This window comes from Agrobacterium sp. CCNWLW32, assembly GCF_037083425.1.
Classification (GTDB): domain Bacteria; phylum Pseudomonadota; class Alphaproteobacteria; order Rhizobiales; family Rhizobiaceae; genus Agrobacterium; species Agrobacterium radiobacter.
Genome location: NZ_JBAOJM010000002.1, coordinates 642,521 through 663,045 on the forward strand (window position 1 = coordinate 642,521; position 20,525 = coordinate 663,045).

Below are 20,525 nucleotides of genomic sequence, written 5' to 3' on the forward strand. Positions count from 1 at the left end.
AGCACCTCAAAATTTAAGCCAGGGGCCGAAGCGCTGGAACGGCAGGCCGAGACCGTAATTGAAAACAGCGACGGAGAAGGCCGTGATGGCTGCGGAAAGAATAATCGCCATGATCGGACTCATCTTGTGCGAGGCAAAGGAGGCGATGAGCGCGCTAAAAAACAGCGCCGGCACGAAACCAAGACCCCGGACAGTAAAACCGAAGAAGATCGGCGCGGGCAGGATGAAGAATATGCCACGCCATGCGATCGCTCCGATCCCTTCCCCGGCCGGGCGGGCTGAGCGGAGGAATATGATGCCACCGAGCAGAATGAGGATAATTGCCAGAACGAGCGGGAAATAGCCCGGCCCCATACGAAAGGCGGTTCCGATCTCCAGCCCATAGGACTGCAAGGCGAAAAAGACGCCAAGTCCCATAAAAATTGCCCCGCAGACTGCCTCGGCAGGGTCATTAAATAATGACTTCATGAAAGATGCCCCTCCACCGCGGCCGGCATCACACCGGTCCGCCTGTTAAAATGATCACGGTCGACCGGCGGCGATGCCGCCGGTCCTTCCGCGTTCATCAGTCGGCATATTGGCCGGCAGCTTCGATCACCGGCTTCCAGCGGGCGATTTCGCTTTCGAGCTTGGCCTTGAGTGCCGCCGGCGTCGCATCGCTTTCCGAAGAGGGCGTGGTGCCCAGTTCTGCAAAACGAGCCGCGACATTCTTGTCCTTCAGCGCGACCTGCAGCGACTTGGAGAGCTTTTCGTTGATTTCAGCCGGCGTGCCCTTGGGCGTATAGATGCCGTGCCAGATGCCAACCTCAAGCTTCGGCAGGCCCGCCTCGACGACCGTCGGCACGTCAGGCAGCACGTCCAGCCGCTTGGCCGTGGTTACGGCATAGGCTTTCACGGTTCCGCCCTGAATCTGCTTGGTGGTGTTGGTGGTCTGGTCGCACATGATGTCGACCTGGCCGCCGAGCAGATCGGTCATGGCCGGCCCAGTCCCCTTATAGGGAACGGTGACCAGTGGCGTCTCGATGGCGCTCATGAACAGCATGCCGCAGAGATGCGAGGCAGCGCCAATGCCGGCATTGGCAACCGTGACCTTGTCCTTGTTCGCCTTGGCGTATTCGATCAGCCCCTTCAGATCCTTCGTCTCAAGGGTCTTGCGCGACAGGATCGTCATCGGCACTTCGGTGACGAGACCAACATATTCGAAGGCGTTCAGCGTGTCATAGGCGAGCTTGCGGTAGAGTGTGGCGCTGGTGGCCATGCCGATATGGTGGAGAAGGACGGTGTAACCGTCCGGATCGGACGATGCCACACGACCAGCACCCAGCGTGCCGCCTGCGCCGCCGACATTTTCGACGATGATCTGCTGGCCGAGATCCTTCGACATGGATTCAGCAACAAGACGCGCGACCGTATCCGTCGGGCCGCCGGCAGCAAAGGGCACAACCATGGTGATATTGCGCGCTGGATAGTTCTGAGCGGATGCGGACAGCGCAAAAAGGGAAACGGCAGCGGCGGCAGCAAGGCCGGTGACTGTCTTCAGTATTTTCATCGATTCCTCCCGGATGAAAATGTTCGCCACTTCAGCCGCGCATGCTCCTCCATGGCGACCGGGGTGACATATTTGCGATCCGGGATTGCCGTTCAGCAATGGCGGTCTTGCAGTGGGATGCGCTTTTATCGCTATCGCGAGAGGCAATGGGTGGATTTCGACCCATAAGCACCTATTCATGGGTGGAAATCCACCCACTACACCTCGGTCATGTGCCGGTGCAGCCCGTATTTCTGCATTTTTTCATAGAGCGTTTTGCGCGAAATGCCGAGCGCCTCATAGACGGATTTCAGATTTCCGCCGTGGGCGGCAATTGCATGTGCGATCAGGCTTTTTTCATAAGCCGCGACCCTTGCAGCAAGAGCCGCTTTTCCGTCAGCCTGAAACGGCAACGACCCTTCGGAAACGTCGCTTTCCAGGCCGAGAACGAAACGGTCCGCGGCATTGCGCAATTCACGCACGTTGCCCGGCCACTCACGAAGGGAGATGGCCGAGAGCAGATTTTGCGGCACCTCCATGTCTTCCCGCCCGTAGCGCGCAGCAGCTTCCCGCACGAGATGCAGGAAGAGGAGCGGTATATCGGCACTGCGCTGCGAGAGAGATGGCACGAGAAGTGTAGCCACGTTGAGCCGATAAAGAAGATCGGCACGGAACCGGCCAGCCGCGACTTCCTGTTCCAGATCCACCTTGCTTGTGGCGATGAAGCGAACATCGAGTTCGACCGTTTCATTCGAGCCCAGACGGGTAATCACCCGTTCCTGCAGGACACGAAGGAAGCGGCCCTGCAATTCGAAGGGCATGGAGCCGATCTCGTCCAGCAGGATGGTGCCGCCGCGGGCATGTTCGAACTTGCCGTAGCGCGGGCGAAGCGCGCCGGGAAACGCACCCGCCTCATGACCGAACAATTCGCTTTCGATCAACGTCTGCGGGAGGGCGGCGCAATTGATCGCAACGAAGGGCCGGTTGCTTCTGGCACTGATATCGTGAAGCGCGCGCGCCACGACCTCCTTGCCCGCGCCGGTATCGCCAACGATCAGCGTATCGGCGTCCGTCGCGCCAATCGCGCGGATGCGGTATCGCAGATCGACCATGATCTGGGTTCTGCCGGGCAGACGTGTTTCGAGATCGTCGTGCTTGCCCGCCACCGCCTTGAGGCGGCGGTTTTCCAGCACCAGCGCCCGCCGGTCATTCGCCCTTTTGATGATGCCGGCGAGATATTGCGGCGTGAACGGCTTTTCGATGAAATCATAGGCGCCGTTGCGCATGGCGTTGACCGCAAGCTGCACATCACCATGGCCCGTCATCAGGATGACAGGTATTTCCGGATCGAGCTCGCGCACCTTCTGCAGCAACGTCATGCCATCCATGCCAGGCATCCTGATATCGCTGACCACGACGCCATCAAAGCTGTAACCGATGAGTTCGAGCGCATGCTCGGCACTCGCGAGCATGGTGACGGCAAAGCCGGAAAGCTCCAGCGCCTGCGCGGTGGAAAAGCGCAGCTCCTCCTCGTCATCAATCAACAGAACCCGCGACATGGTCATTCCGCAGCCGCCTCCACGCGCCAGGCGGCGGCTGGCAATTCGATCTCGAACTCCGCCCCGCCCTCTTCATGGTTTCTCACCCGCAGCTGACCGCCAAAATCCTTGATGATGTTGTAGGAGATGGACAGGCCAAGGCCCAGGCCGCGTCCCACACCCTTGGTGGTGAAGAAGGGATCAAAAATGCGCTCCGAAATCGCCGCCGGCACGCCGGGACCACGATCGCGGATGAAAATCGATACCATCTGGCCATGCTGGACGGCTTGCAGCGCAATATGGCGATCCTCGCGCCCTTCCACAGCATCGGCCGCGTTGGAGATGATGTTGACGAGCACCTGCTGCAATCTCACCGGGCCGGCTTTCACCGCAAGCTGCACCGGCCCGAGATCAACATCCAGCACCGCATCGGCGGCCTTCAACCGCGCACCGACAATTTCGAGCGTATCCCGAAGCACCGCCTCCAGACCCACCGCTGCCATTTTTTCGTTGGGCTTGCGGGCGAAATTCCTGAGATGCTTGCTGATCGACGCCATGCGGTCGATAAGGCCTGAAATACGCCTGAGGTTTTCCGTCACCTCTTCCAGCCGCCCGCGCTCCACGAGAAGCGAAGCATTTTCGGCATAGTTCTTGGCCGCGGCAAGCGGCTGGTTGAACTCATGCGACAGTGCCGCCGACATCTGCCCGAGGGCTGCAAGCTTGCCGGCCTGCACCAGATCGTTCTGCATCTTGCGCAGCTGTTTTTCCGTCTGGCGGCGTTCGGCGATTTCGTGTTCGATCTCCTGGTTCACCCGCGCCAGATCGGCAGTGCGCTCCTCCACCCGGCGTTCCAGTTCCGCCTGCGCCTCTGCCTGATGGATCAGCCGTTCGCGCAGACGCCGCCGTCTTTGCAGCATGGCCGCAATCACGGCGGCGGCCAGACACAGGCACAGGATTATCGCGATCATCGCGGTCTTGACCTGCGTCCTGAGCGAACCTGTATCCATCAGCACGCTGACCGTCCAACCGGCATCGGGCATGGGCTGTGACAGGAGCATATATTCCCTCTCGCCGTCGTCCTGGACGATCGTCATCAGCTGATGCGAACCGAAATTGCCGTTTTTCAGCGGCAGTTCCTTGAGGGTGGCATTGGCATACCGGCGGGAAGCCTCCGTTCGTGCCAGCCGTTCGGGCGTCAGCGGCATCAGACCGGAATAAAGCCATTGCGGCGTTCCGGTCATGAAGATGATGCCCTCAGGGTCCGAGACCAGAATTCGGTTCTCACCATCGCCGAATGAGGCCTCTATGCCTTCAATATCGACCTTGAAGACGATGACGCCCTTGATTTCCTCATTGAAGAGGATGGGCGCGGAAAAATAATAGCCGCGCTTATGGGAGGTGGTGCCAAGCGCGAAGAACCGCGACTGCAAGCCCTTCGCGGCATCCTGAAAATAAGGGCGGTAGCTGAAATTCTCACCAACGAAACTCGTCGGACCATCATAGTTGCTGGCGGCGATAGTCTCCCCGTCGAGCGTGATGATGTAGATATCGGAGGATTCCAGCAGGGTGTTAATAGATTTGAGGTAGACATTGGCGCGCTGGCGCAGCTCGGCATCCTTGGGATGTGCGACCAGTTCCTCAATGTCGTCGTGATCGGCGATCAAGGCGGGCAGCGGCTCGTAACGGTTCAAAAGCCCGCCGAGAGCGGAGACAGCCAACCGGAGGGTCGTGCGGCCCTGCTCGGACATTTCGCCGAAATAGCTTTCCGCAATGATGCCGCCGCCTCTCGTCACGGCGCCATAACCGAGACCGAAGCTGAGAAGCATCAACAAAATCCAGCGATATTTCACCGAAGCTCCCCTCCTGTTGCAGGCATCAAACCTGCTCTCCCTAAAAGAGTGTAGGTGGAGCGGCCGAATTTTCCAAGTGAGCGGAAAAGGCAGCCAGACAGTCCCAAAAACAAAAAACCGGCCACGAGGACCGGTTTTTTGCAAAGATGATTTCAGAAAAGCTTATGCGCTTTCCTTCGGCGTCAGAACCTGACGACCGCGATACATACCGGTCTTCAGATCGATATGGTGCGGGCGGCGCAGTTCGCCGGAGTTCTTGTCTTCAACGTAGGTCGCAGACTTGAGACCGTCAGCCGAGCGGCGCATGCCACGCTTGGACGGGCTTGTTTTTCTTTTTGGTACAGCCATTTTTGTTACTCCACTTAAGCGGCGAAACAACGGAACCGGCCAGAACCAAAGGCCGAATGTCGGATGTCTCGATATCGGAAATTTGGCGCGCTTATACATGCCCAAACGGGCTTTGACCAGCCCTGACGCGCATTTTTTCCGATTCAGCGGAATAAGCGCAACAAGCGATCGTCAGGCATCGCAAATCATGGCTCACGTCTTATCGAAAATGACGCGCTCCTTGAAGTGGTTCATGTCCCGGAATTCACAGAAAGCTGGCGGACGCATCTCAATGACCGGCGCTGCGGCGCGCAGCTTTTCCAGTTCCTCGTCGAGCATCACCTGCCAGCGCGGCAAGCATTCCGGCTCGAACCAGCTGATGATGTAGGACAAGGTGATATGAAACTCATAAGTGCCGTGATCAGGATGTCGGTAGCCGAAGAAATCGGCGAATGTATCCCGCCAGAGAGCCACGATCCGATCGTCCTCTACGGTTGCACCCTTCATGACCAGTCCCACCGGGCGCAGACCCGTAACCTGCATGTTGAACGCCGGCAGGGCCGGAAAGGCGGAAAGACGCTGGCGATAATATTCCGTCATCACGTCGATCGGCGTATCGAGCGGCATGTTCTCCGGCCAGTAGGGCAAAGCGCGCCGAAATTCGATAATGCCCTGAAACACCGTCATGTGCAGGCTGGAAACCGGCGTGAAGGCAAGCTGCGGCGCCTCCGGCGTATCCAGAAAACGCTGGCGGGTTGCAATGATGGCTTTTTCGGTCTGCGACCCTTCGACAAGATGGCACACAACCGTATTGCCCGGCTCTGGCAGGAACTCACCATCAGCATTGTAGCGGCTACCCAGATGGCGCGGCGGCTGATCGTGATCAGCGGCAGAAATATACTCAAGATCTTTCGAGACGAGCGGGGCGTGCATGGGAAACTCCTTGTAAGAATTTCCCCCTAGTACCTGCACGCAACAAGGCAATGACATCGACCGCCTGAAGAGCGATCAGTGCGCCTCATCCCAATTGTCGGCCGCGCGGGCATCCACTTTCAGTGGCACCTTCATCGAAATCGCCGGCATGGCCGCGTTTTCCATGACAGAGACGACGACGGGCAAGGTCTTTTCGATCTCCGCTTCCTCGACTTCGAAGATGAGTTCGTCATGCACCTGCAACAGCATGCGGGCGGAAAGTTTTTCCGCCTCCAACGCGGGCTCGATGCGGACCATGGCACGGCGGATGATATCGGCAGCCGAGCCCTGGATCGGCGCGTTGATGGCCGCGCGCTCGTTGAATGCTTTTACCGAAGGATTGGAAGAGCGAATTTCCGGATAATGCGCGCGGCGGCCGAAAATCGTTTCGACATAACCGTTTTCGCGGGCGAAGGCCTTGGTCGCCTCCATGTAGTCGCGAATACCGGGAAAACGCTCGAAATATTTCTTGATATAGTCGCCTGCTTCGGAGCGGGCGATGCTGAGCTGATTGGCAAGGCCAAAAGCGGAAATGCCGTAGATGATGCCGAAGTTGATGGCCTTGGCGCGGCGGCGCACTTCCGACGGCATGCCTTCGACAGGCACGCCGAACATTTCCGATGCCGTCATCGCATGAATGTCGATGCCGTTTTCGAAAGCGTTGCGAAGCTGCGGAATGTCGGCGACATGCGCCAGCACGCGCAGTTCGATCTGGCTGTAGTCGGCCGACAGGAGCTTGTGACCCGGCGTGGAGATGAAAGCCGTGCGGATCTTGCGCCCTTCCGCCGTGCGGACCGGAATGTTCTGAAGGTTCGGTTCCGAGGAGGACAGGCGTCCCGTGGTGGTGGAGGCGAGCGCATAGGACGTATGCACCCGCTTTGTCTCGGGATGGATATATCCCGGAAGTGCATCCGTATAGGTCGATTTCAGCTTCGTCAGCTGCCGCCAGTCGACGATCTTGCGCGGCAGTTCGATACCTTCCGCCGCGAGATCTTCCAGAACCTGTGCCGATGTCGACCATTGACCGGTCTTGGTCTTGGAACCACCCGGCAGACCCATCTTGCCAAAAAGGATATCGCCGAGCTGCTTTGGCGATCCGATATTGAAACGCTCGCCTGCCAGCTCGTAGATTTCCTCTTCGAAGGACGCAGCCTTCTGCGCGAGTTCGCCGGAAAGGCGCGAGAGAATCTGCCGGTCGATGGTGATGCCGCGCTCTTCCATATGCGCCAGAACCGGCACGAGGGGGCGCTCCAGCCGCTCATAGACCTTGGTCAGCCGTTCCGACACAAGCCTCGGCTTCAGCGCCATCCATAGCCTTAAGGTGACATCCGCGTCTTCCGCCGCGTAGGCTGTCGCCTTGTCGATATCGACAAAATCGAAGGTGACGCTCGACTTGCCCGATCCCGCCACGTCCTTATAGGCGATCGGCGTGTGGCCAAGCCAGCGTTCGGACAGCGAATCCATGCCGTGCGTGGCCTTGCCGGCCTCGAGAACATAGGAAATCAGCATCGTGTCGTCGAAGCTCTGCATGACGACGCCGTGGCGTTTCATCAGCAGATAATCATATTTGAGGTTCTGGGCGACTTTCAGGACAGCTTCATCTTCGAGCAGGTCCTTCAGGCGCGCCAGCGCCTCGGCAAAGGGCACCTGCCCCTCCGCCATTCTGATGCCATCGCTGAAGAGATCGCCGCCGGAGCCGGTCTTGTGCGTCAAAGGAACATAAGCGGCCCGGATATCGGTGCCCGTGGCATCCTTGCCATTATCGGCAATGGCCAGCGAAAAACCGACAAGTTCGGCCTGCATCGGATCGAGCGAGGTCGTTTCCGTATCGAAGGCGACAACGCCCGTCTCCCGGGCCGCCGCAATCCAGCGGTCGAGCGTCGGAAGATCCCTGATCGTTAGATAGGCTGTCGTATCGATCTTGGCGGCGGAAAAAAGCGCCTGTCGCGCTGCGGCCAGATCGGCGGGCGCGCTGCCCTCCCCCGTTACTTTTCTTGCCGGAGCGGCGGGCGAAGCCGCGGCGCCAGCGGTGTTAGTGGCCACTTCACCAGCCTGAACGGCAGGGGCTGGCGCATCAAGATCGGGACCATGGGCATCGGCACCCCATTGCACTGGCACATTGGCAGGGTCGATGGCAGAAGCGTCGGTTTCGGTCGCCTCGGCCACCCGGCGTGTCAGCGTCGTGAACTCCATCGCCTTCAGGAAGGCGATCAGTTTCGGCCCGTTCTGCGGTTCGAGCACCAGAGCTTCAAGCGACTGCTCCAGCGGCACATCAGTCCTGAGCGCCACAAGCTGTCTGGAAAGGCGGGCAAGTTCCGCATTGGCGATGATATTCTCCCGCCGCTTCTGCTGCTTGATTTCGCCAGCACGGGTCAGGAGGGTATCGAGATCGCCATATTCCTCCAGCAACTGCGCCGCCGTCTTCGGGCCGATGCCGGGAATGCCGGGCACATTGTCGGTGGAATCGCCGGTCATCGCCTGCAGGTCGATCATCTTTTCAGGGCCTACGCCCCACTTCTCGATGACATCAGGAATGCCGATCTGCTTGTCCTTCATGGCGTCGTACATGTGTACATTGGCCGTGACGAGCTGCATCAGATCCTTGTCGGAGGAGATGATGGTGACATCGGCGCCGATCGCTTCGGCCTGCCGGGCATAGGTGGCGATGATATCATCAGCCTCGAAGCCTTCCGTCTCGATGCAGGGAAGGTTGAAGGCCCGCGTCGCTTCGCGGATCAGGCCGAATTGCGGCACCAGATCTTCCGGCGGTGCGGTGCGGTTGGCCTTGTAGAGATCATAAAGCTCGTTGCGGAAGGTCTTCGATGAATAGTCGAAAATCACCGCGAAATGAGTAGGCGTCACGCCGACATCGGTATTGCGCGCATCCCTCAAGAGCTTCCACAACATGTTGCAGAAGCCGGAAACGGCGTTGACCGGCAGCCCGTCCGACTTGCGGTTCAGCGGCGGGATTGCATGGAAGGCCCGGAAAATGAAACCGGAACCGTCAACGAGGAAGAGATGATCGCCTTTTTTCATGGGTAGCATGGATAGCGCGGGGCCGTTTTGACGTCTACCGAAACTTCGCACAACGCACCGTAAAGAGCGGGGAATGGGGCTCCAGCACAGACCTGCAAAATTCACCTGAACGTTACCGATTTGTAATCCGCCCTTCCCTTGAAAAGCCGCATTTGCAGACACATTTCATAAGGGACGGCGCCTGATCACGCCGTAGTCTGATAGCTGGCTCGTCCCCCGCCGCGTCAGACCGGACAAAGGCCTTTCCCCCTCTCCGGGCCTTTGTCCTCCAATATGACCGCCATGGCCGACCCCTCCCGGCCATGGCGGTTTTATTTTATGCGCCGTTTCGGGCTGGCCTAAACATATCATGCGATATATATCGCGCTATTGAATTGCCGGGCTGAGCCGGCCGTGATGTTTTATGGGCGGAAAAATGGGTTTTTCCCGGGACGAATCGGCGATCTATCTCGCCTCGAAAATGGCGCGGGAATTCACCATGGCGCTGCAGAAAAGAGCCGCCGCCCTGGGTTTCTCGCCCGGACAATTCCCCATTCTCATCGAACTTTGGCATGAGGACGGCCTGACGCAGCGACAATTGCTTGATAGAATCGATGTCGAACAGGCGACGCTCGCCAATACGCTCTCACGCATGGAACGCGACGGGCTGATCATCCGCAAATCCCATCCAAGCGACCGCCGTGCCCAGATCATCGAGCTGACACAGCGCGGCAGGGATCTGGAAGCCAATGCCATTGCAGCTTCCGAAGCCACCGAAGATGCACTGCTCAAGGATTTCCGGCGTTTCGAGAGACAGCTTTTGCTGGAATATATGCGCCGGGCGATCGAAAGCGCCAAAAAAGCGAAATAGCATTTACAGCCCGAAACCACTTCGCACTTTCCCTGAACTGCTCTATCGTTCCGGCGGCCGCACGTTTGCCGATTCACGACGCGCCGGCCCCCTTGTTTCCCGCGATGCGCGATGCCCGGATGTTTCGTCTTATCGCCGGGTCACGACAGACATGACAGGATCAGCGATGACAGACGTTTCCCCCATTCTTTCCACCGCCGACGACAATCTCACCTCCAGCCTTGAGCGACTGTTCGAGCTCGTACGCATTCCGTCGATTTCGACGGACCCCGCCTACAAGGCGGAATGCCGCAAGGCGGCGGAGTGGCTGGTCAGGACGCTTTCAGCGCTCGGCTTTACGGCCTCCGTGCGCGATACGGCCGGCCACCCCATGGTGGTGGCGCATCATGATGCGGCCACCAAGGACGCGCCGCATGTGCTTTTTTACGGCCATTATGACGTACAGCCGGTTGATCCGCTCGAGCTCTGGGAAAACGATCCGTTCGAACCCGCCGTCAAGGATATCGGCGCCGGCCGCCAGGTGATCACGGGACGTGGTACGGCAGACGACAAGGGCCAGCTGATGACCTTCGTCGAAGCCTGCCGCGCCTATAAGGCAGTGAATGGCGGCCTGCCGGTGCGCGTCACCATTCTTTTTGAAGGCGAAGAGGAATCCGGCTCGCCGTCGCTGAAGCCTTTCCTCGAAGCCAATGCGGAAGAACTGAAGGCCGATTATGCGCTGGTCTGCGATACCGGCATGTGGGACCGGGATACGCCAGCCATTGCTGCGGCCCTTCGCGGCCTGGTCGGCGAAGAAGTCGTCATCACAGCAGCCGACCGCGATCTGCATTCCGGTCTGTTCGGTGGTGCTGCCGCAAACCCCATTCACATCCTCACCGATATTCTCGCCGGCCTGCATGACGAGACCGGCCGGGTAACTCTTTCAGGCTTTTATGACGGCGTGGAAGAAACGCCAGCCAACATCAAGGCCTCCTGGGAGACGCTGGGCCGCACGGCCGAAGCCTTTCTCGGCGAAGTAGGCCTTTCGGTTCCCTCGGGCGAAAAGGGTCGCTCCGTGCTTGAGCAGACCTGGGCGCGGCCGACGGCGGAAGTCAACGGCATTATCGGCGGCTATACCGGCGATGGTTTCAAGACCGTGATCGCCGCGAAAGCCTCCGCCAAGGTGTCTTTCCGTCTCGTCGGTGAGCAGGACCCTGCGGCCATTCGCGAAAGCTTCCGGGGCTATGTGCGCTCGAAAATACCCGCCGACTGCTCCGTGGAGTTCCACGAACATGGCGGTTCACCCGCCATCCAGCTGTCCTACGACTCGCCCGTACTGACCAAAGCCAAAAATGCGCTTTCGGAAGAGTGGCCAAAGCCCGCCGTCGTCATCGGCATGGGAGGCTCGATCCCGATCGTCGGCGATTTCCAGAAGATGCTGGGAATGGATTCGCTGCTTGTGGGCTTCGGACTTACCGATGACCGCATTCATTCGCCGAATGAAAAATACGACCTGCAGTCGTTCCACAAGGGCATCCGCTCCTGGGTCCGCATTCTCGACGCACTCGCGGCAAAATAATCCGGAAAAAGAGGAGGCGCCGAATATTCGGCACCTCCTCGGTACATAAACAAAAAGGCCGGGCAAGCCCGACCTTTCCATCCGTTTTTCGTCAATGCCAGTACATCCGTGGTCAAAGCGTTCAAACGGTCTGATGCTCCAGAGCGCGCCAAAGATATCGACGCTGCTTTCCGGCTCAGGATCGGCTGCTTTGGTTAATCTTTGGTTAACGCAACAGCAGCGGCACTTTTAAAAGCGCCATTCCCGGCAGTTCCGATCCGGAGCACTGTTGAACCCTATATTGGTATGTCGTCCGGCTTTTTCAAGAGTGGCCGGCCCAGTCCCTTCCTGCAAAAGAAAAAGGCCGGAAAAATCCGGCCTTTCCATTCATGCGAATGACCCTTTCGGGCCAAAGCGCTTATCAGGCAGCAACGAGGTTGCCTGCGGACATCTTGCCCGAGCGACGATCCTGCATCAGCTCGTAGGAGAGCTTCTGGCCGTCGTTGAGGGCGGTCAGACCAGCGCGCTCAACAGCGGAGATGTGAACGAATACGTCCTGCGAACCGTCGTCAGGCTGAATGAAGCCGTAGCCCTTGGTTGCGTTGAACCACTTTACTGTACCAGTCGCCATAACGATTTCCTTCCGTTGGCAATTGTATTTGCACTGCGAGCAGTGCGGACTTAGGTCGAATTTGAAGGAAAGATCGTCGTGTGCACCCAAAAAGGCGCCGAAGCTCTGGTCGTCAAACAAATATCGATGGCCGAACACCTAGGTTGGCAGGGGCGAAAAGTCAAGTTTCTTTGAAAAACGCGGCGATCTTTGTGAGCCGCCGGCCACCCAAATCCGTTGGAAACAGGGCCCTAAACAGCAAAAACCCGGCGCGGGAGGAGGTGCGCCGGGTTCTTGAAACTGACTGACAATTGGGAGGAGGAGTATTGTCAGTCCAATCGGGCGACGCTGGGAGGAGGAGTGCGTCGCTTCGATGGTTTGAAGATACAGGATATCAGCTTAAAAAACAGACGTTTCATCGCAGCGCAGCATTGCGCATAATGCATAGCTACTTCAGGGTGACTTGAAGCTTCTCCGCGTAACGCCTAATAAATACGCATGTCTATCGAATCCGTCAGAGCCTTCTTCACCGAAAAGTCGCCCGAAGTGACCGTGATTGAAACGGAAGCGAGTTCAGCGACGGTGGCGCTGGCCGCCGAAGCACACGGCGTCGACCCCGACCAGATTGCGAAAACGATCTGCCTGAAGGCGGGCGACACCATTCTTCTCGTCGTCGTCGCCGGCACGAAACGCCTCGACAACCGGAAATTCCGCGATCATTTCGGAGCAAAGCCGCGCATGCTTGGACCGGATGAGGTGGTTGCGGTGACCAGCCATCCCATCGGCGGGGTGTGCCCTTTCGGCCTGCCCTCTGCCCTCCCGGTGTTTTGCGACATATCGCTGAAAAACTATCATGAGGTGGTTCCCGCGGCCGGCGCCACCAATGCGGCAGTGAAGATTTCACCCGATGTGATGGCCGAACTGACGGACGCGGAGTGGGTCGACGTCTGCCAATGACGCTGATTTGATGCGGCCGGGACTTAACCCCGCCTTAAATTGCCGCATTTAAACTCTTCATCCTGGATTAAGGATCGCGCAGGCATAGAAGCCTGAAACCCGAATGGGATGCGCGCGGTTTCGCGAATAGGAGCGACTTCGGCTGGATGGCAGGCAAGGGTAAATCACGCGAACGGGTAGAACCTTCCTTCGGGGATTTCCATGAGTCCGGTGACGACCTGCGCCTTGACGCCAGCGAGCGCATCAGCGGAACCACAAAGCAGCAGGCCAGGAAACCGAAGCCGGCATCCGGCCGCACCAAATCCAGCAAAAAAGAAAAGCGCACCCGCAGTTCCGGCCGTGGCGCGACGGGCTTCCTCCGCTCCCTCGTTTATTGGTGTATCGTACTCGGCATCTGGGGCGGCATCGGCGTTGCCGGTCTTGTCCTTTATTATGGTGCGCGCATGCCGAGCGCCAGCAGCTGGTCCATTCCCGAACGCCCGCCGAATGTGAAGATCGTTTCGGTGAATGACAGCGTGCTTGCCAATCGCGGCACCACCGGCGGCGAGGCGCTCGCGCTGGAGGACATGTCACCCTATATTCCGCAGGCCGTGATGGCGATCGAGGACCGGCGGTTCTATTCGCATTTCGGCGTCGATCCGCTGGGTCTTGGACGCGCTATCGTAACGAATGTCCTGACGGGGCGAACGGTGCAGGGCGGCTCGACGCTGACACAGCAGCTGGCAAAAAACCTGTTCCTCTCGCCGGATCGCACGCTGGAGCGCAAGGTTCAGGAAGTGCTGCTGTCTTTCTGGCTGGAGCATGAATTCACCAAGGACCAGATTCTCGCGATGTATCTCAATCGCGTCTATTTCGGCTCCAATGCCTATGGCGTCGAGGCGGCCTCGCGGCGCTACTTCAACAAATCCGCGCGCGACGTCAATCTGGGCGAAGCGGCAATGCTGGCCGGGCTTCTTAAAGCGCCCTCGCGCCTTTCGCCGGCGCGCGATCCGCAGGCGGCGGAAGAGCGGGCGCAGGTCGTGCTGCAATCCATGCGCGATGTCGGCTTCATCACGGACGACGAAATCAAGACCGCCATGTCGCAGCCGCCAACCAAGGCGAAACGTTTCTGGTCCGGCGCCGAACATTACGCCGCCGACATGGTGCTGGAGGAGGTGCGCAACCTGGTTGGCGAGGTGAAGCAGGATATCGTCGTCGACACGACGATCGATCCCAATCTCGAGCGCGATGCCGAAAAGGCGCTGACCCACGTGCTGCATGGCGACGGCAAGAAACAGGGCGCCTCGCAAGCGGCCCTTGTTTCCATTGATGGCACGGGTGCAATCCGGGCCGTGGTAGGCGGGGCTGATTATGCCGAAAGCCAGTTCAACCGCGCCGCCAAGGCAAAACGGCAACCCGGCTCCGCATTCAAGCCCTTCGTTTACGTCGCCGCGCTCGAATCCGGGCTTACCCCCTATACCATCCGTAATGACGCGCCTGTTCGTATCGGCAACTGGACCCCGGAAAATTACGAGAAGAAATATCGAGGCGAAGTGACACTCGCCACCGCGCTCGCCAATTCGCTGAACACCATTGCCGCGCAGCTGGTGATGGAAGTGGGGCCTGATCGTGTGACCCAGGTGGCACATCGCATGGGCATCGAATCCGAGCTGCAGAACAATGCCTCCATCGCGCTCGGCACCTCGGAAGTGTCGCTGATGGAGCTGACGGCCTCCTACGCCCCCTTCATGAATGGCGGCTACAAGGCGACGCCGCATATCGTCAAACGCATCACCGACGCCGACGGCAAAGTGCTTTACGAAAACAAATATGACAATCCGCCTCGCGTTCTGAGCGAAGAGATCGCCGCGACCATGAACAGCATGCTGTCGCGCGTTATCACCGAAGGCACCGGCAAGGCGGCGAAGCTGCAGGGCTGGCAGGCGGCTGGAAAATCCGGCACGACGCAGTCCTTCCGCGATGCACTTTTTGTCGGCTACACAAGCAACCTGACCACCGGCGTATGGTTCGGCAATGACGACGGCACATCAATGAAAAAGGTCACCGGCGGCGGGCTTCCGGCAAAGGCGTGGAAAGATTTCATGACCGCCGCCCATTCGGGGCTTTCACCCTCGCCGCTCTTCGGGCTTGGCGCAGGCGGCGTGCCGCCGCTTGGGGAAATGCAGCAGCCGGCACCGGAAAACCCGCCCTCCTCCATCGGCGATATCATTTCCAATGCGCTCGGGGGCGGGACGCCGGATACGCGCGCCTATCCCCAAGCCCCCATTGCGCCGAACCCGAATCAGCCGGATGTGCCGATGCCGCCGGCAAATATCCCTTCCCGCGATATCGAGCCCGGCTATTCAGCCGGCAACGGGCCTGTACCACCCGCCGATATCGGCGGTCAGGCGCCATCCGGACCAAAGCAGACGACCCTGCTCGATATTCTGATGGGAAACTGACGGCATAGCGTGGCCGGCAGGCGCTGATCTCACGGGCGGTGACGATGACGTCATTGTCGCGCTAAATTCCCGATTTAGCAGGATTTGGCTCCATGGAGACTGGTCGTCTCGGCAGCTACGAGCGGAGAGGATGCTCGCCCTGCAACATCCGCGTGCAGTCGCATTAACCGTAGATTGCCATTTGCTCCAGAGCGGTTACATTTCGGATGACTTTTTACGGTAAATGAATTATTAATCGTTCATATAAATTAATTTTCTTCTATCAAAATAACTTTTCAGGGCTTTATATTATGCTGGGTACTAAAGGCTCATCGCATGCCGTTTTTTACGGTGCCTCCTATTCCGCAGCCACAACTTTCGAATCGCCGGAAACGCAACCTTCCTCTTCGGAAAAAACCGTCTCCGCATTTTTGCGCGGCCAGTTCGCGCTCAAAAGAACGATGGATATTGCAGGGGCGTCCATCGCCCTTGTCGCGCTCGCGCCGGTGTTGCTCACCGTAGCGGCTCTGGTCAAACTCGATAGCAAAGGGCCGGTCCTGTTTTCGCAGGTCCGCTGGGGTATGAACGGGCGGAAAATCCGTGTCTATAAATTCCGCTCCATGAGAACCGACCTTTGCGATGCCACCGGTGTGGCGCAAACGGTGAAGAACGATCCCAGAATAACCCGGATCGGCGCGATTCTTCGCCGCACGAATATCGACGAACTGCCGCAGCTTCTGAATGTGCTGAAAGGCGATATGTCGCTGGTCGGGCCCCGCTGCCACGCCATCGGCATGCTGGCGGCCGGCCGTCTTTATGAGGAACTGGTGCCGCACTACCATATGCGGCACCGGGTGCGGCCGGGCATTACCGGCCTCGCACAGATGCGGGGATTACGCGGCCCGACGGATCGCAGCGACAAGGCGCGCGCCCGAATCGTCTCCGATCTTTATTACGTCGAAAATTTTTCGATCTGGCTTGATATCAGGATCATGGTCGGAACGGTGATTTCCGAATTGCGCGGCGGCAAGGGTTTCTGATTTTTCAGACGCCATTCCCGCAGCTGCAGTCCATCCGTTATAAAAACAAAAGCCCGGCAGCGATGCCGGGCTTTTATCATGAAATCATCATGACAATCAGTTTGTCGGCGCGGGAGCCGCTGCCGGATCCGGAAGCGGTGCCGGGTTTGCCGAAAGCGTGCGCAGATAAGCGATGAGATCGGCGCGTTCCGTCTCCTTCTTCACACCCGCAAAACCCATGGCCGTGCCGGGAACGTGTTTCTTGGGGGATTCGAGGAAGTAGCTGAGATGATCGTAGTCCCAATGCACGGAACCGCCCTTGGAGAAATCCTTCATCCCGGCGGAATAGCTGAAACCTTCATGGCTGGCGATCGGCCGGTTGACGATATCGAAGAGATTGGGGCCGACCTTGTTTGCACCACCACTCTCTCCGGTATGACAGCTCGTACACTTCTTGAAGACTGTTTCGCCCTTGGCGGCATCGGCGCTGGCAAGCAATTGCGCGATCGGCGTCGCCGCGGCAGCGGCTTCACCGCCACCCGCTTCGCCGCCGCTCTCTGCCGCAGCAATGGCGAAACCTTCCTTTTCGGGCGCAGGCGCATGGAAAATGCCCTCAGACGCAATCGACACCGACATCAGGACGAAAACCGTGCCAAGCAACGCCCCAACGCCCATATTTACATAAGAATTCATCTATATGCGCTCCCTCGCATCCGCTTGATATAACGGGCATCTTGAAATTGCTCGAAAGCTATGGCTTTTGCACAGCCTGCGCAACTTGAATAATGCTCCCCACACCGTGACGTTTTGACACTTTTCGGGCGGGATTTGAAGGGTGTCGGATGAAGAATCGGGAATTCGAGAAAGCTGTCGTCCTCATACCGGCGCGGATGGCATCCACACGCCTGCCAGGCAAGCCGCTCGCCGACATAGGCGGCAAGCCGATGATCGTGCAGGTTGCGCTGCGGGCACGCGAGGCCGGTGCGGAACGAATCGTTGTTGCCGTTGATGACGAACAGGTGTTTTCGGCCGTGCAAAATGCCGGTTTCGACGTGATGATGACCCGCGACGACCACCAGTCCGGCTCGGACCGCATTTTCGAAGCGCTGCAAAAGGCCGACCCCTATGGAAAGGCGGAATATGTCATCAATGTTCAGGGCGACCTGCCGACCATTGAGGCGGAAACGATCCGCGCTTCGCTGCGCCCACTGGAAAATACAGAGGTCGATATTGCGACACTGACGGTCGAAATCACCGACGAGGAAGAAAAAACCAATCCTAACGTGGTGAAAGTGGTGGGCAGCCCGCTTTCCGAGACGCGATTGCGCGCGCTTTATTTTACCCGCACCACCGCACCCTATGGCGATGGCCCGCTTTATCATCACATCGGGCTTTATACCTATCGCCGCTCTGCGCTCGAGACATTCGTGAGCCTGCCGCCCTCGCCGCTTGAAAAACGCGAACGGCTGGAACAGCTGCGCGCACTGGAAGCGGGGATGCGCATCGACGCTGAAATCGTCCGTTCCGTGCCGCTCGGCGTCGACACGCCGCACGATCTGGAAAAAGCCCGCAAAATTCTCGCAAGCAGAACCCTCTAACGGACAGTCCCATGACCTTGAGCACAAATCGTATTGCCTTCCAGGGCGAATTCGGCGCGAATTCCGACATGGCCTGCCGCGACATGTTCCCGGATATGGAGCCTTTGCCCTGCCCGACCTTCGAGGATGCCTTCAACGCCATTGAAAACGGCGAAGCTGATCTCGGCATGATCCCGATTGAAAATACACTGGCCGGCCGCGTTGCGGATATTCATCACCTGCTGCCGGAATCGCGCCTGCACATCATCGGCGAATACTTCATGCCGATCCGCTTCCAGCTGATGGTGATGCCCGGCGTGAAGAAGGATGAGATTCGCACCGTCCACAGCCACATCCACGCGCTTGGCCAATGCCGCAAGATCATCCGTTCCAACGGCTGGAAGCCCGTCATCGCCGGCGATACGGCAGGCTCCGCAAGGCTCGTGTCCGAACAGGGCGACCGCAGCATGGCGGCCCTTGCGCCACGTCTTGCCGCCAGCCTCTACGGTCTCGATATTCTCGCTGAAAATGTCGAGGATTCGGACAACAACGTCACGCGCTTCGTGGTGCTTTCCCGCGATGAAAACTGGGCCAAGCGCCAGTCGAGTGACGAAATCGTCGTCACGACCTTCGTTTTCAACGTTCGCAATATTCCGGCAGCACTTTACAAGGCCATGGGCGGCTTTGCGACGAACGGCATCAACATGACGAAGCTCGAAAGCTACCAGCTCGGCGGCAAATTCGTGGCGACGCAGTTTTATGCCGATATTGAAGGCCACCCCGATGACGAGCCGGTGCGGCATGCGCTGGACGAGTTGCGTTTCTTCTCGGAAAAAGTCCGCATTCTCGGCGTCTACAACGGTCACGCGATGCGCGGCAAGCTCAACCAAAGCTGAGCCTGCCGCAGCCCATTATTTTAGCCATTCCACCCAGTCGCGCATCAGCCGATGCGCGATGGCTCCCATTGGCGGCGCGGAAAAACCTTCACCCGTCGGGGCCTCCAGCATCTTTGCTACCTCTTCCCGCGTGAACCAACGGCAATCCTCAAGCTCGATCTCGTCACGCGCGATCTCAAAAGAGAGCGCCTCGGCATAACAGCCTATCATCAGCGTATGCGGCATCGGCCAGGGCTGGGAGGCGTGATACCGCACACGACCGATTTCAACGCCGGATTCCTCATGCGTTTCGCGGCGGACGGCCTGTTCGATGGTTTCGCCCGGCTCCACGAAGCCGGCAAGGCAGGAATACATGCCCGGCGCAAAATGCGCACCGCGGCCAAGCAGGCAGAGATCACGCTCGATATCGATGGTCATCATGATGACAACGGGATCGGTGCGCGGAAAAATAGTGTGGCTGCAGGCGCCGCAGATGCGCTTGTAGCCGCCGATTCGCAGCTCCATGGTTCCGCCGCACTTACCGCAAAAGCGATTGTCACCATTCCAGTGCGTCAGGCTGACTGCCTGCGCAACCTCGCTCAGCAGTTCCTCGTCGAGAAGATGATCGCGATAAAGCGTGCGGGCATCGGCCAGCTTGTAATGGCTCGCCAGCTGATCCTCGGCCACGGCGACCGGCACCGCAATTCTCGGCTCGCCGGTTTCGCGGTATCCGAGCAGCACGGCATTGTCGAAATCCGGCTGCAATTCGGCCAGCTCATAGGCGGAAAACAGGGGATCGATGACCTGCTCATCATGTTTCAGGACCAGCCGGTTGCCCGAGAAGGCAAAAATATGGGTGCCATCGACTTTCAGTGCATCGGCAACACACTCCTCCGTCCGCTTTTCGGCGAAACGGTCGAGGGCATTTTTGGAAAAGGCCGTCAGCAGGCTTGCTTCAGGATGGGGGGCAGTGGTTTCAAAAATTTTCATGGAAATCATCAGAGCGCGCCGGAGATTTTTTTCATCAAAGTTTCCTTTTCGCCCGCAGCATAGGGCACCGCCGTTCCGTAACCCCAGATGGGGCCGGGCCAGCAGGTGTCGCCTTCATTGCGGGCGATAATATGGACATGCAATTGCCGGACGATATTGCCCAAAGCACCGACATTTATCTTGGTGGCCCCCGTGATCTCCTTCAAGGCGGACGCGACGAGATTGGTCTCGAATGTCAGCACGGCCTGATCAAGCGGGGTGAGATCGAACAATTCGCTGACGCCGTCTCGCTGCGGCACCAGCACCAGCCAAGGCCAGCGACTGTCGTTTTGCAAACGCAGTTCACATAGCCCCAAACGCGTCACAAGCACACTGTCGCGCGCCAGCCTGTCGTCCAGCCGGAATGTCTCCAAGGTGTCCTCCATGTTTGTTTTCATCG

General features: G+C 58.7%; 18 protein-coding genes. 7 read left to right on the forward strand and 11 right to left on the reverse strand.

Annotation, left to right across the window (positions count from 1 at the left end; translation table 11 throughout):
- Positions 1-6: 6 nt before the first annotated feature.
- From V6R85_RS07050 to polA, 7 genes are all read right to left on the reverse strand, one after another.
- On the reverse strand, positions 7-468 hold the full coding sequence (locus V6R85_RS07050; protein ID WP_035213079.1) for a tripartite tricarboxylate transporter TctB family protein: 462 nt from the start codon (positions 466-468) through the stop codon (positions 7-9).
- A 97-nt stretch (positions 469-565) separates the two neighbouring features.
- On the reverse strand, positions 566-1,549 hold the full coding sequence (locus V6R85_RS07055; RefSeq protein WP_336377044.1) for a tripartite tricarboxylate transporter substrate-binding protein: 984 nt from the start codon (positions 1,547-1,549) through the stop codon (positions 566-568).
- Between the two features lie 197 nt (positions 1,550-1,746).
- Positions 1,747-3,093 carry a sigma-54-dependent transcriptional regulator gene (locus V6R85_RS07060; protein ID WP_080865692.1) on the reverse strand — a complete coding sequence of 449 codons (1,347 nt, stop codon included), beginning with the start codon at positions 3,091-3,093 and terminating at the stop codon, positions 1,747-1,749.
- Positions 3,090-4,892, reverse strand: a complete 1,803-nt coding sequence (locus tag V6R85_RS07065; RefSeq protein WP_060722720.1) for a sensor histidine kinase — start codon at positions 4,890-4,892, stop codon at positions 3,090-3,092. The genes V6R85_RS07060 and V6R85_RS07065 overlap by 4 nt, the downstream gene beginning before the upstream one ends.
- A 186-nt stretch (positions 4,893-5,078) precedes the next feature.
- On the reverse strand, positions 5,079-5,264 hold the full coding sequence (gene rpmF / locus V6R85_RS07070) for a 50S ribosomal protein L32 (protein WP_003507205.1): 186 nt from the start codon (positions 5,262-5,264) through the stop codon (positions 5,079-5,081).
- A 192-nt stretch (positions 5,265-5,456) separates the two neighbouring features.
- On the reverse strand, positions 5,457-6,176 hold the full coding sequence (locus tag V6R85_RS07075; RefSeq protein WP_060727127.1) for a DUF1868 domain-containing protein: 720 nt from the start codon (positions 6,174-6,176) through the stop codon (positions 5,457-5,459).
- A gap of 75 nt (positions 6,177-6,251) precedes the next feature.
- Positions 6,252-9,251: a DNA polymerase I gene (gene polA / locus V6R85_RS07080; protein WP_060727128.1), complete on the reverse strand. Its 3,000-nt coding sequence runs from the start codon at positions 9,249-9,251 to the stop codon at positions 6,252-6,254.
- 415 nt (positions 9,252-9,666) lie between these two features.
- Between polA and V6R85_RS07085 the strand changes: the two genes are divergently transcribed.
- Positions 9,667-10,101 (forward strand): MarR family winged helix-turn-helix transcriptional regulator, encoded by a 435-nt coding sequence (locus tag V6R85_RS07085; RefSeq protein ID WP_035213110.1) that lies wholly within the window; start codon positions 9,667-9,669, stop codon positions 10,099-10,101.
- Positions 10,102-10,267: 166 nt separating this feature from the next.
- Positions 10,268-11,659: a dipeptidase gene (locus tag V6R85_RS07090; RefSeq protein WP_080865688.1), complete on the forward strand. Its 1,392-nt coding sequence runs from the start codon at positions 10,268-10,270 to the stop codon at positions 11,657-11,659.
- Between the two features lie 400 nt (positions 11,660-12,059).
- Here V6R85_RS07090 and V6R85_RS07095 read toward each other — a convergent pair whose 3' ends face one another.
- Positions 12,060-12,269, reverse strand: coding sequence for a cold-shock protein (locus V6R85_RS07095; protein ID WP_003492998.1), 210 nt, complete (start codon positions 12,267-12,269; stop codon positions 12,060-12,062).
- Between the two features lie 477 nt (positions 12,270-12,746).
- On the opposite strand from V6R85_RS07095, the gene V6R85_RS07100 reads away from it, so the two are divergent.
- From V6R85_RS07100 to V6R85_RS07110, 3 genes are all read left to right on the forward strand, one after another.
- Positions 12,747-13,205, forward strand: a complete 459-nt coding sequence (locus V6R85_RS07100; RefSeq protein WP_111794268.1) for a YbaK/EbsC family protein — start codon at positions 12,747-12,749, stop codon at positions 13,203-13,205.
- Between the two features lie 146 nt (positions 13,206-13,351).
- Positions 13,352-15,646 (forward strand): transglycosylase domain-containing protein, encoded by a 2,295-nt coding sequence (locus tag V6R85_RS07105; protein ID WP_336377045.1) that lies wholly within the window; start codon positions 13,352-13,354, stop codon positions 15,644-15,646.
- Between the two features lie 290 nt (positions 15,647-15,936).
- Positions 15,937-16,665, forward strand: coding sequence for a sugar transferase (locus tag V6R85_RS07110; protein WP_111833794.1), 729 nt, complete (start codon positions 15,937-15,939; stop codon positions 16,663-16,665).
- 96 nt (positions 16,666-16,761) lie between these two features.
- Here V6R85_RS07110 and V6R85_RS07115 read toward each other — a convergent pair whose 3' ends face one another.
- Positions 16,762-17,337 (reverse strand): c-type cytochrome, encoded by a 576-nt coding sequence (locus V6R85_RS07115; RefSeq protein WP_003507191.1) that lies wholly within the window; start codon positions 17,335-17,337, stop codon positions 16,762-16,764.
- Positions 17,338-17,486: 149 nt separating this feature from the next.
- Here V6R85_RS07115 and V6R85_RS07120 point away from each other — a divergent pair, with 149 nt between their 5' ends.
- Together V6R85_RS07120 and V6R85_RS07125 are read left to right on the forward strand one after the other, a co-directional pair.
- On the forward strand, positions 17,487-18,242 hold the full coding sequence (locus V6R85_RS07120) for a 3-deoxy-manno-octulosonate cytidylyltransferase (RefSeq protein WP_003507189.1): 756 nt from the start codon (positions 17,487-17,489) through the stop codon (positions 18,240-18,242).
- Between the two features lie 11 nt (positions 18,243-18,253).
- A complete protein-coding gene (locus tag V6R85_RS07125) occupies positions 18,254-19,117 on the forward strand; it encodes a prephenate dehydratase (RefSeq protein ID WP_111833795.1) in 864 nt (287 codons plus the stop codon).
- Positions 19,118-19,132: 15 nt separating this feature from the next.
- Here the strand turns inward: V6R85_RS07125 and nudC are convergent, their stop codons facing one another.
- Positions 19,133-20,095 (reverse strand): NAD(+) diphosphatase, encoded by a 963-nt coding sequence (nudC, locus tag V6R85_RS07130; protein WP_003507186.1) that lies wholly within the window; start codon positions 20,093-20,095, stop codon positions 19,133-19,135.
- Complete coding sequence (locus tag V6R85_RS07135; protein WP_035213077.1) at positions 20,095-20,523, reverse strand: HIT domain-containing protein; 429 nt, start codon at positions 20,521-20,523, stop codon at positions 20,095-20,097. Before V6R85_RS07135 ends, nudC begins: the two co-directional genes overlap by 1 nt.
- Positions 20,524-20,525: the final 2 nt, after the last annotated feature.

What these genes read in the sequence shown, in the direction of transcription:
- V6R85_RS07050 (WP_035213079.1), bottom strand. Translation starts at nt 468, where the DNA reads ATGAAGTCATTATTTAATGACCCTGCCGAGGCAGTCTGCGGGGCAATT.
- V6R85_RS07055 (WP_336377044.1), bottom strand. Translation starts at nt 1,549, where the DNA reads ATGAAAATACTGAAGACAGTCACCGGCCTTGCTGCCGCCGCTGCCGTT.
- V6R85_RS07060 (WP_080865692.1), bottom strand. Translation starts at nt 3,093, where the DNA reads ATGACCATGTCGCGGGTTCTGTTGATTGATGACGAGGAGGAGCTGCGC.
- V6R85_RS07065 (WP_060722720.1), bottom strand. Translation starts at nt 4,892, where the DNA reads ATGCTTCTCAGCTTCGGTCTCGGTTATGGCGCCGTGACGAGAGGCGGC.
- rpmF (WP_003507205.1), bottom strand. Translation starts at nt 5,264, where the DNA reads ATGGCTGTACCAAAAAGAAAAACAAGCCCGTCCAAGCGTGGCATGCGC.
- V6R85_RS07075 (WP_060727127.1), bottom strand. Translation starts at nt 6,176, where the DNA reads ATGCACGCCCCGCTCGTCTCGAAAGATCTTGAGTATATTTCTGCCGCT.
- polA (WP_060727128.1), bottom strand. Translation starts at nt 9,251, where the DNA reads ATGAAAAAAGGCGATCATCTCTTCCTCGTTGACGGTTCCGGTTTCATT.
- V6R85_RS07085 (WP_035213110.1), top strand. Translation starts at nt 9,667, where the DNA reads ATGGGTTTTTCCCGGGACGAATCGGCGATCTATCTCGCCTCGAAAATG.
- V6R85_RS07090 (WP_080865688.1), top strand. Translation starts at nt 10,268, where the DNA reads ATGACAGACGTTTCCCCCATTCTTTCCACCGCCGACGACAATCTCACC.
- V6R85_RS07095 (WP_003492998.1), bottom strand. Translation starts at nt 12,269, where the DNA reads ATGGCGACTGGTACAGTAAAGTGGTTCAACGCAACCAAGGGCTACGGC.
- V6R85_RS07100 (WP_111794268.1), top strand. Translation starts at nt 12,747, where the DNA reads ATGTCTATCGAATCCGTCAGAGCCTTCTTCACCGAAAAGTCGCCCGAA.
- V6R85_RS07105 (WP_336377045.1), top strand. Translation starts at nt 13,352, where the DNA reads ATGGCAGGCAAGGGTAAATCACGCGAACGGGTAGAACCTTCCTTCGGG.
- V6R85_RS07110 (WP_111833794.1), top strand. Translation starts at nt 15,937, where the DNA reads ATGCTGGGTACTAAAGGCTCATCGCATGCCGTTTTTTACGGTGCCTCC.
- V6R85_RS07115 (WP_003507191.1), bottom strand. Translation starts at nt 17,337, where the DNA reads ATGAATTCTTATGTAAATATGGGCGTTGGGGCGTTGCTTGGCACGGTT.
- V6R85_RS07120 (WP_003507189.1), top strand. Translation starts at nt 17,487, where the DNA reads ATGAAGAATCGGGAATTCGAGAAAGCTGTCGTCCTCATACCGGCGCGG.
- V6R85_RS07125 (WP_111833795.1), top strand. Translation starts at nt 18,254, where the DNA reads ATGACCTTGAGCACAAATCGTATTGCCTTCCAGGGCGAATTCGGCGCG.
- nudC (WP_003507186.1), bottom strand. Translation starts at nt 20,095, where the DNA reads ATGATTTCCATGAAAATTTTTGAAACCACTGCCCCCCATCCTGAAGCA.
- V6R85_RS07135 (WP_035213077.1), bottom strand. Translation starts at nt 20,523, where the DNA reads ATGAAAACAAACATGGAGGACACCTTGGAGACATTCCGGCTGGACGAC.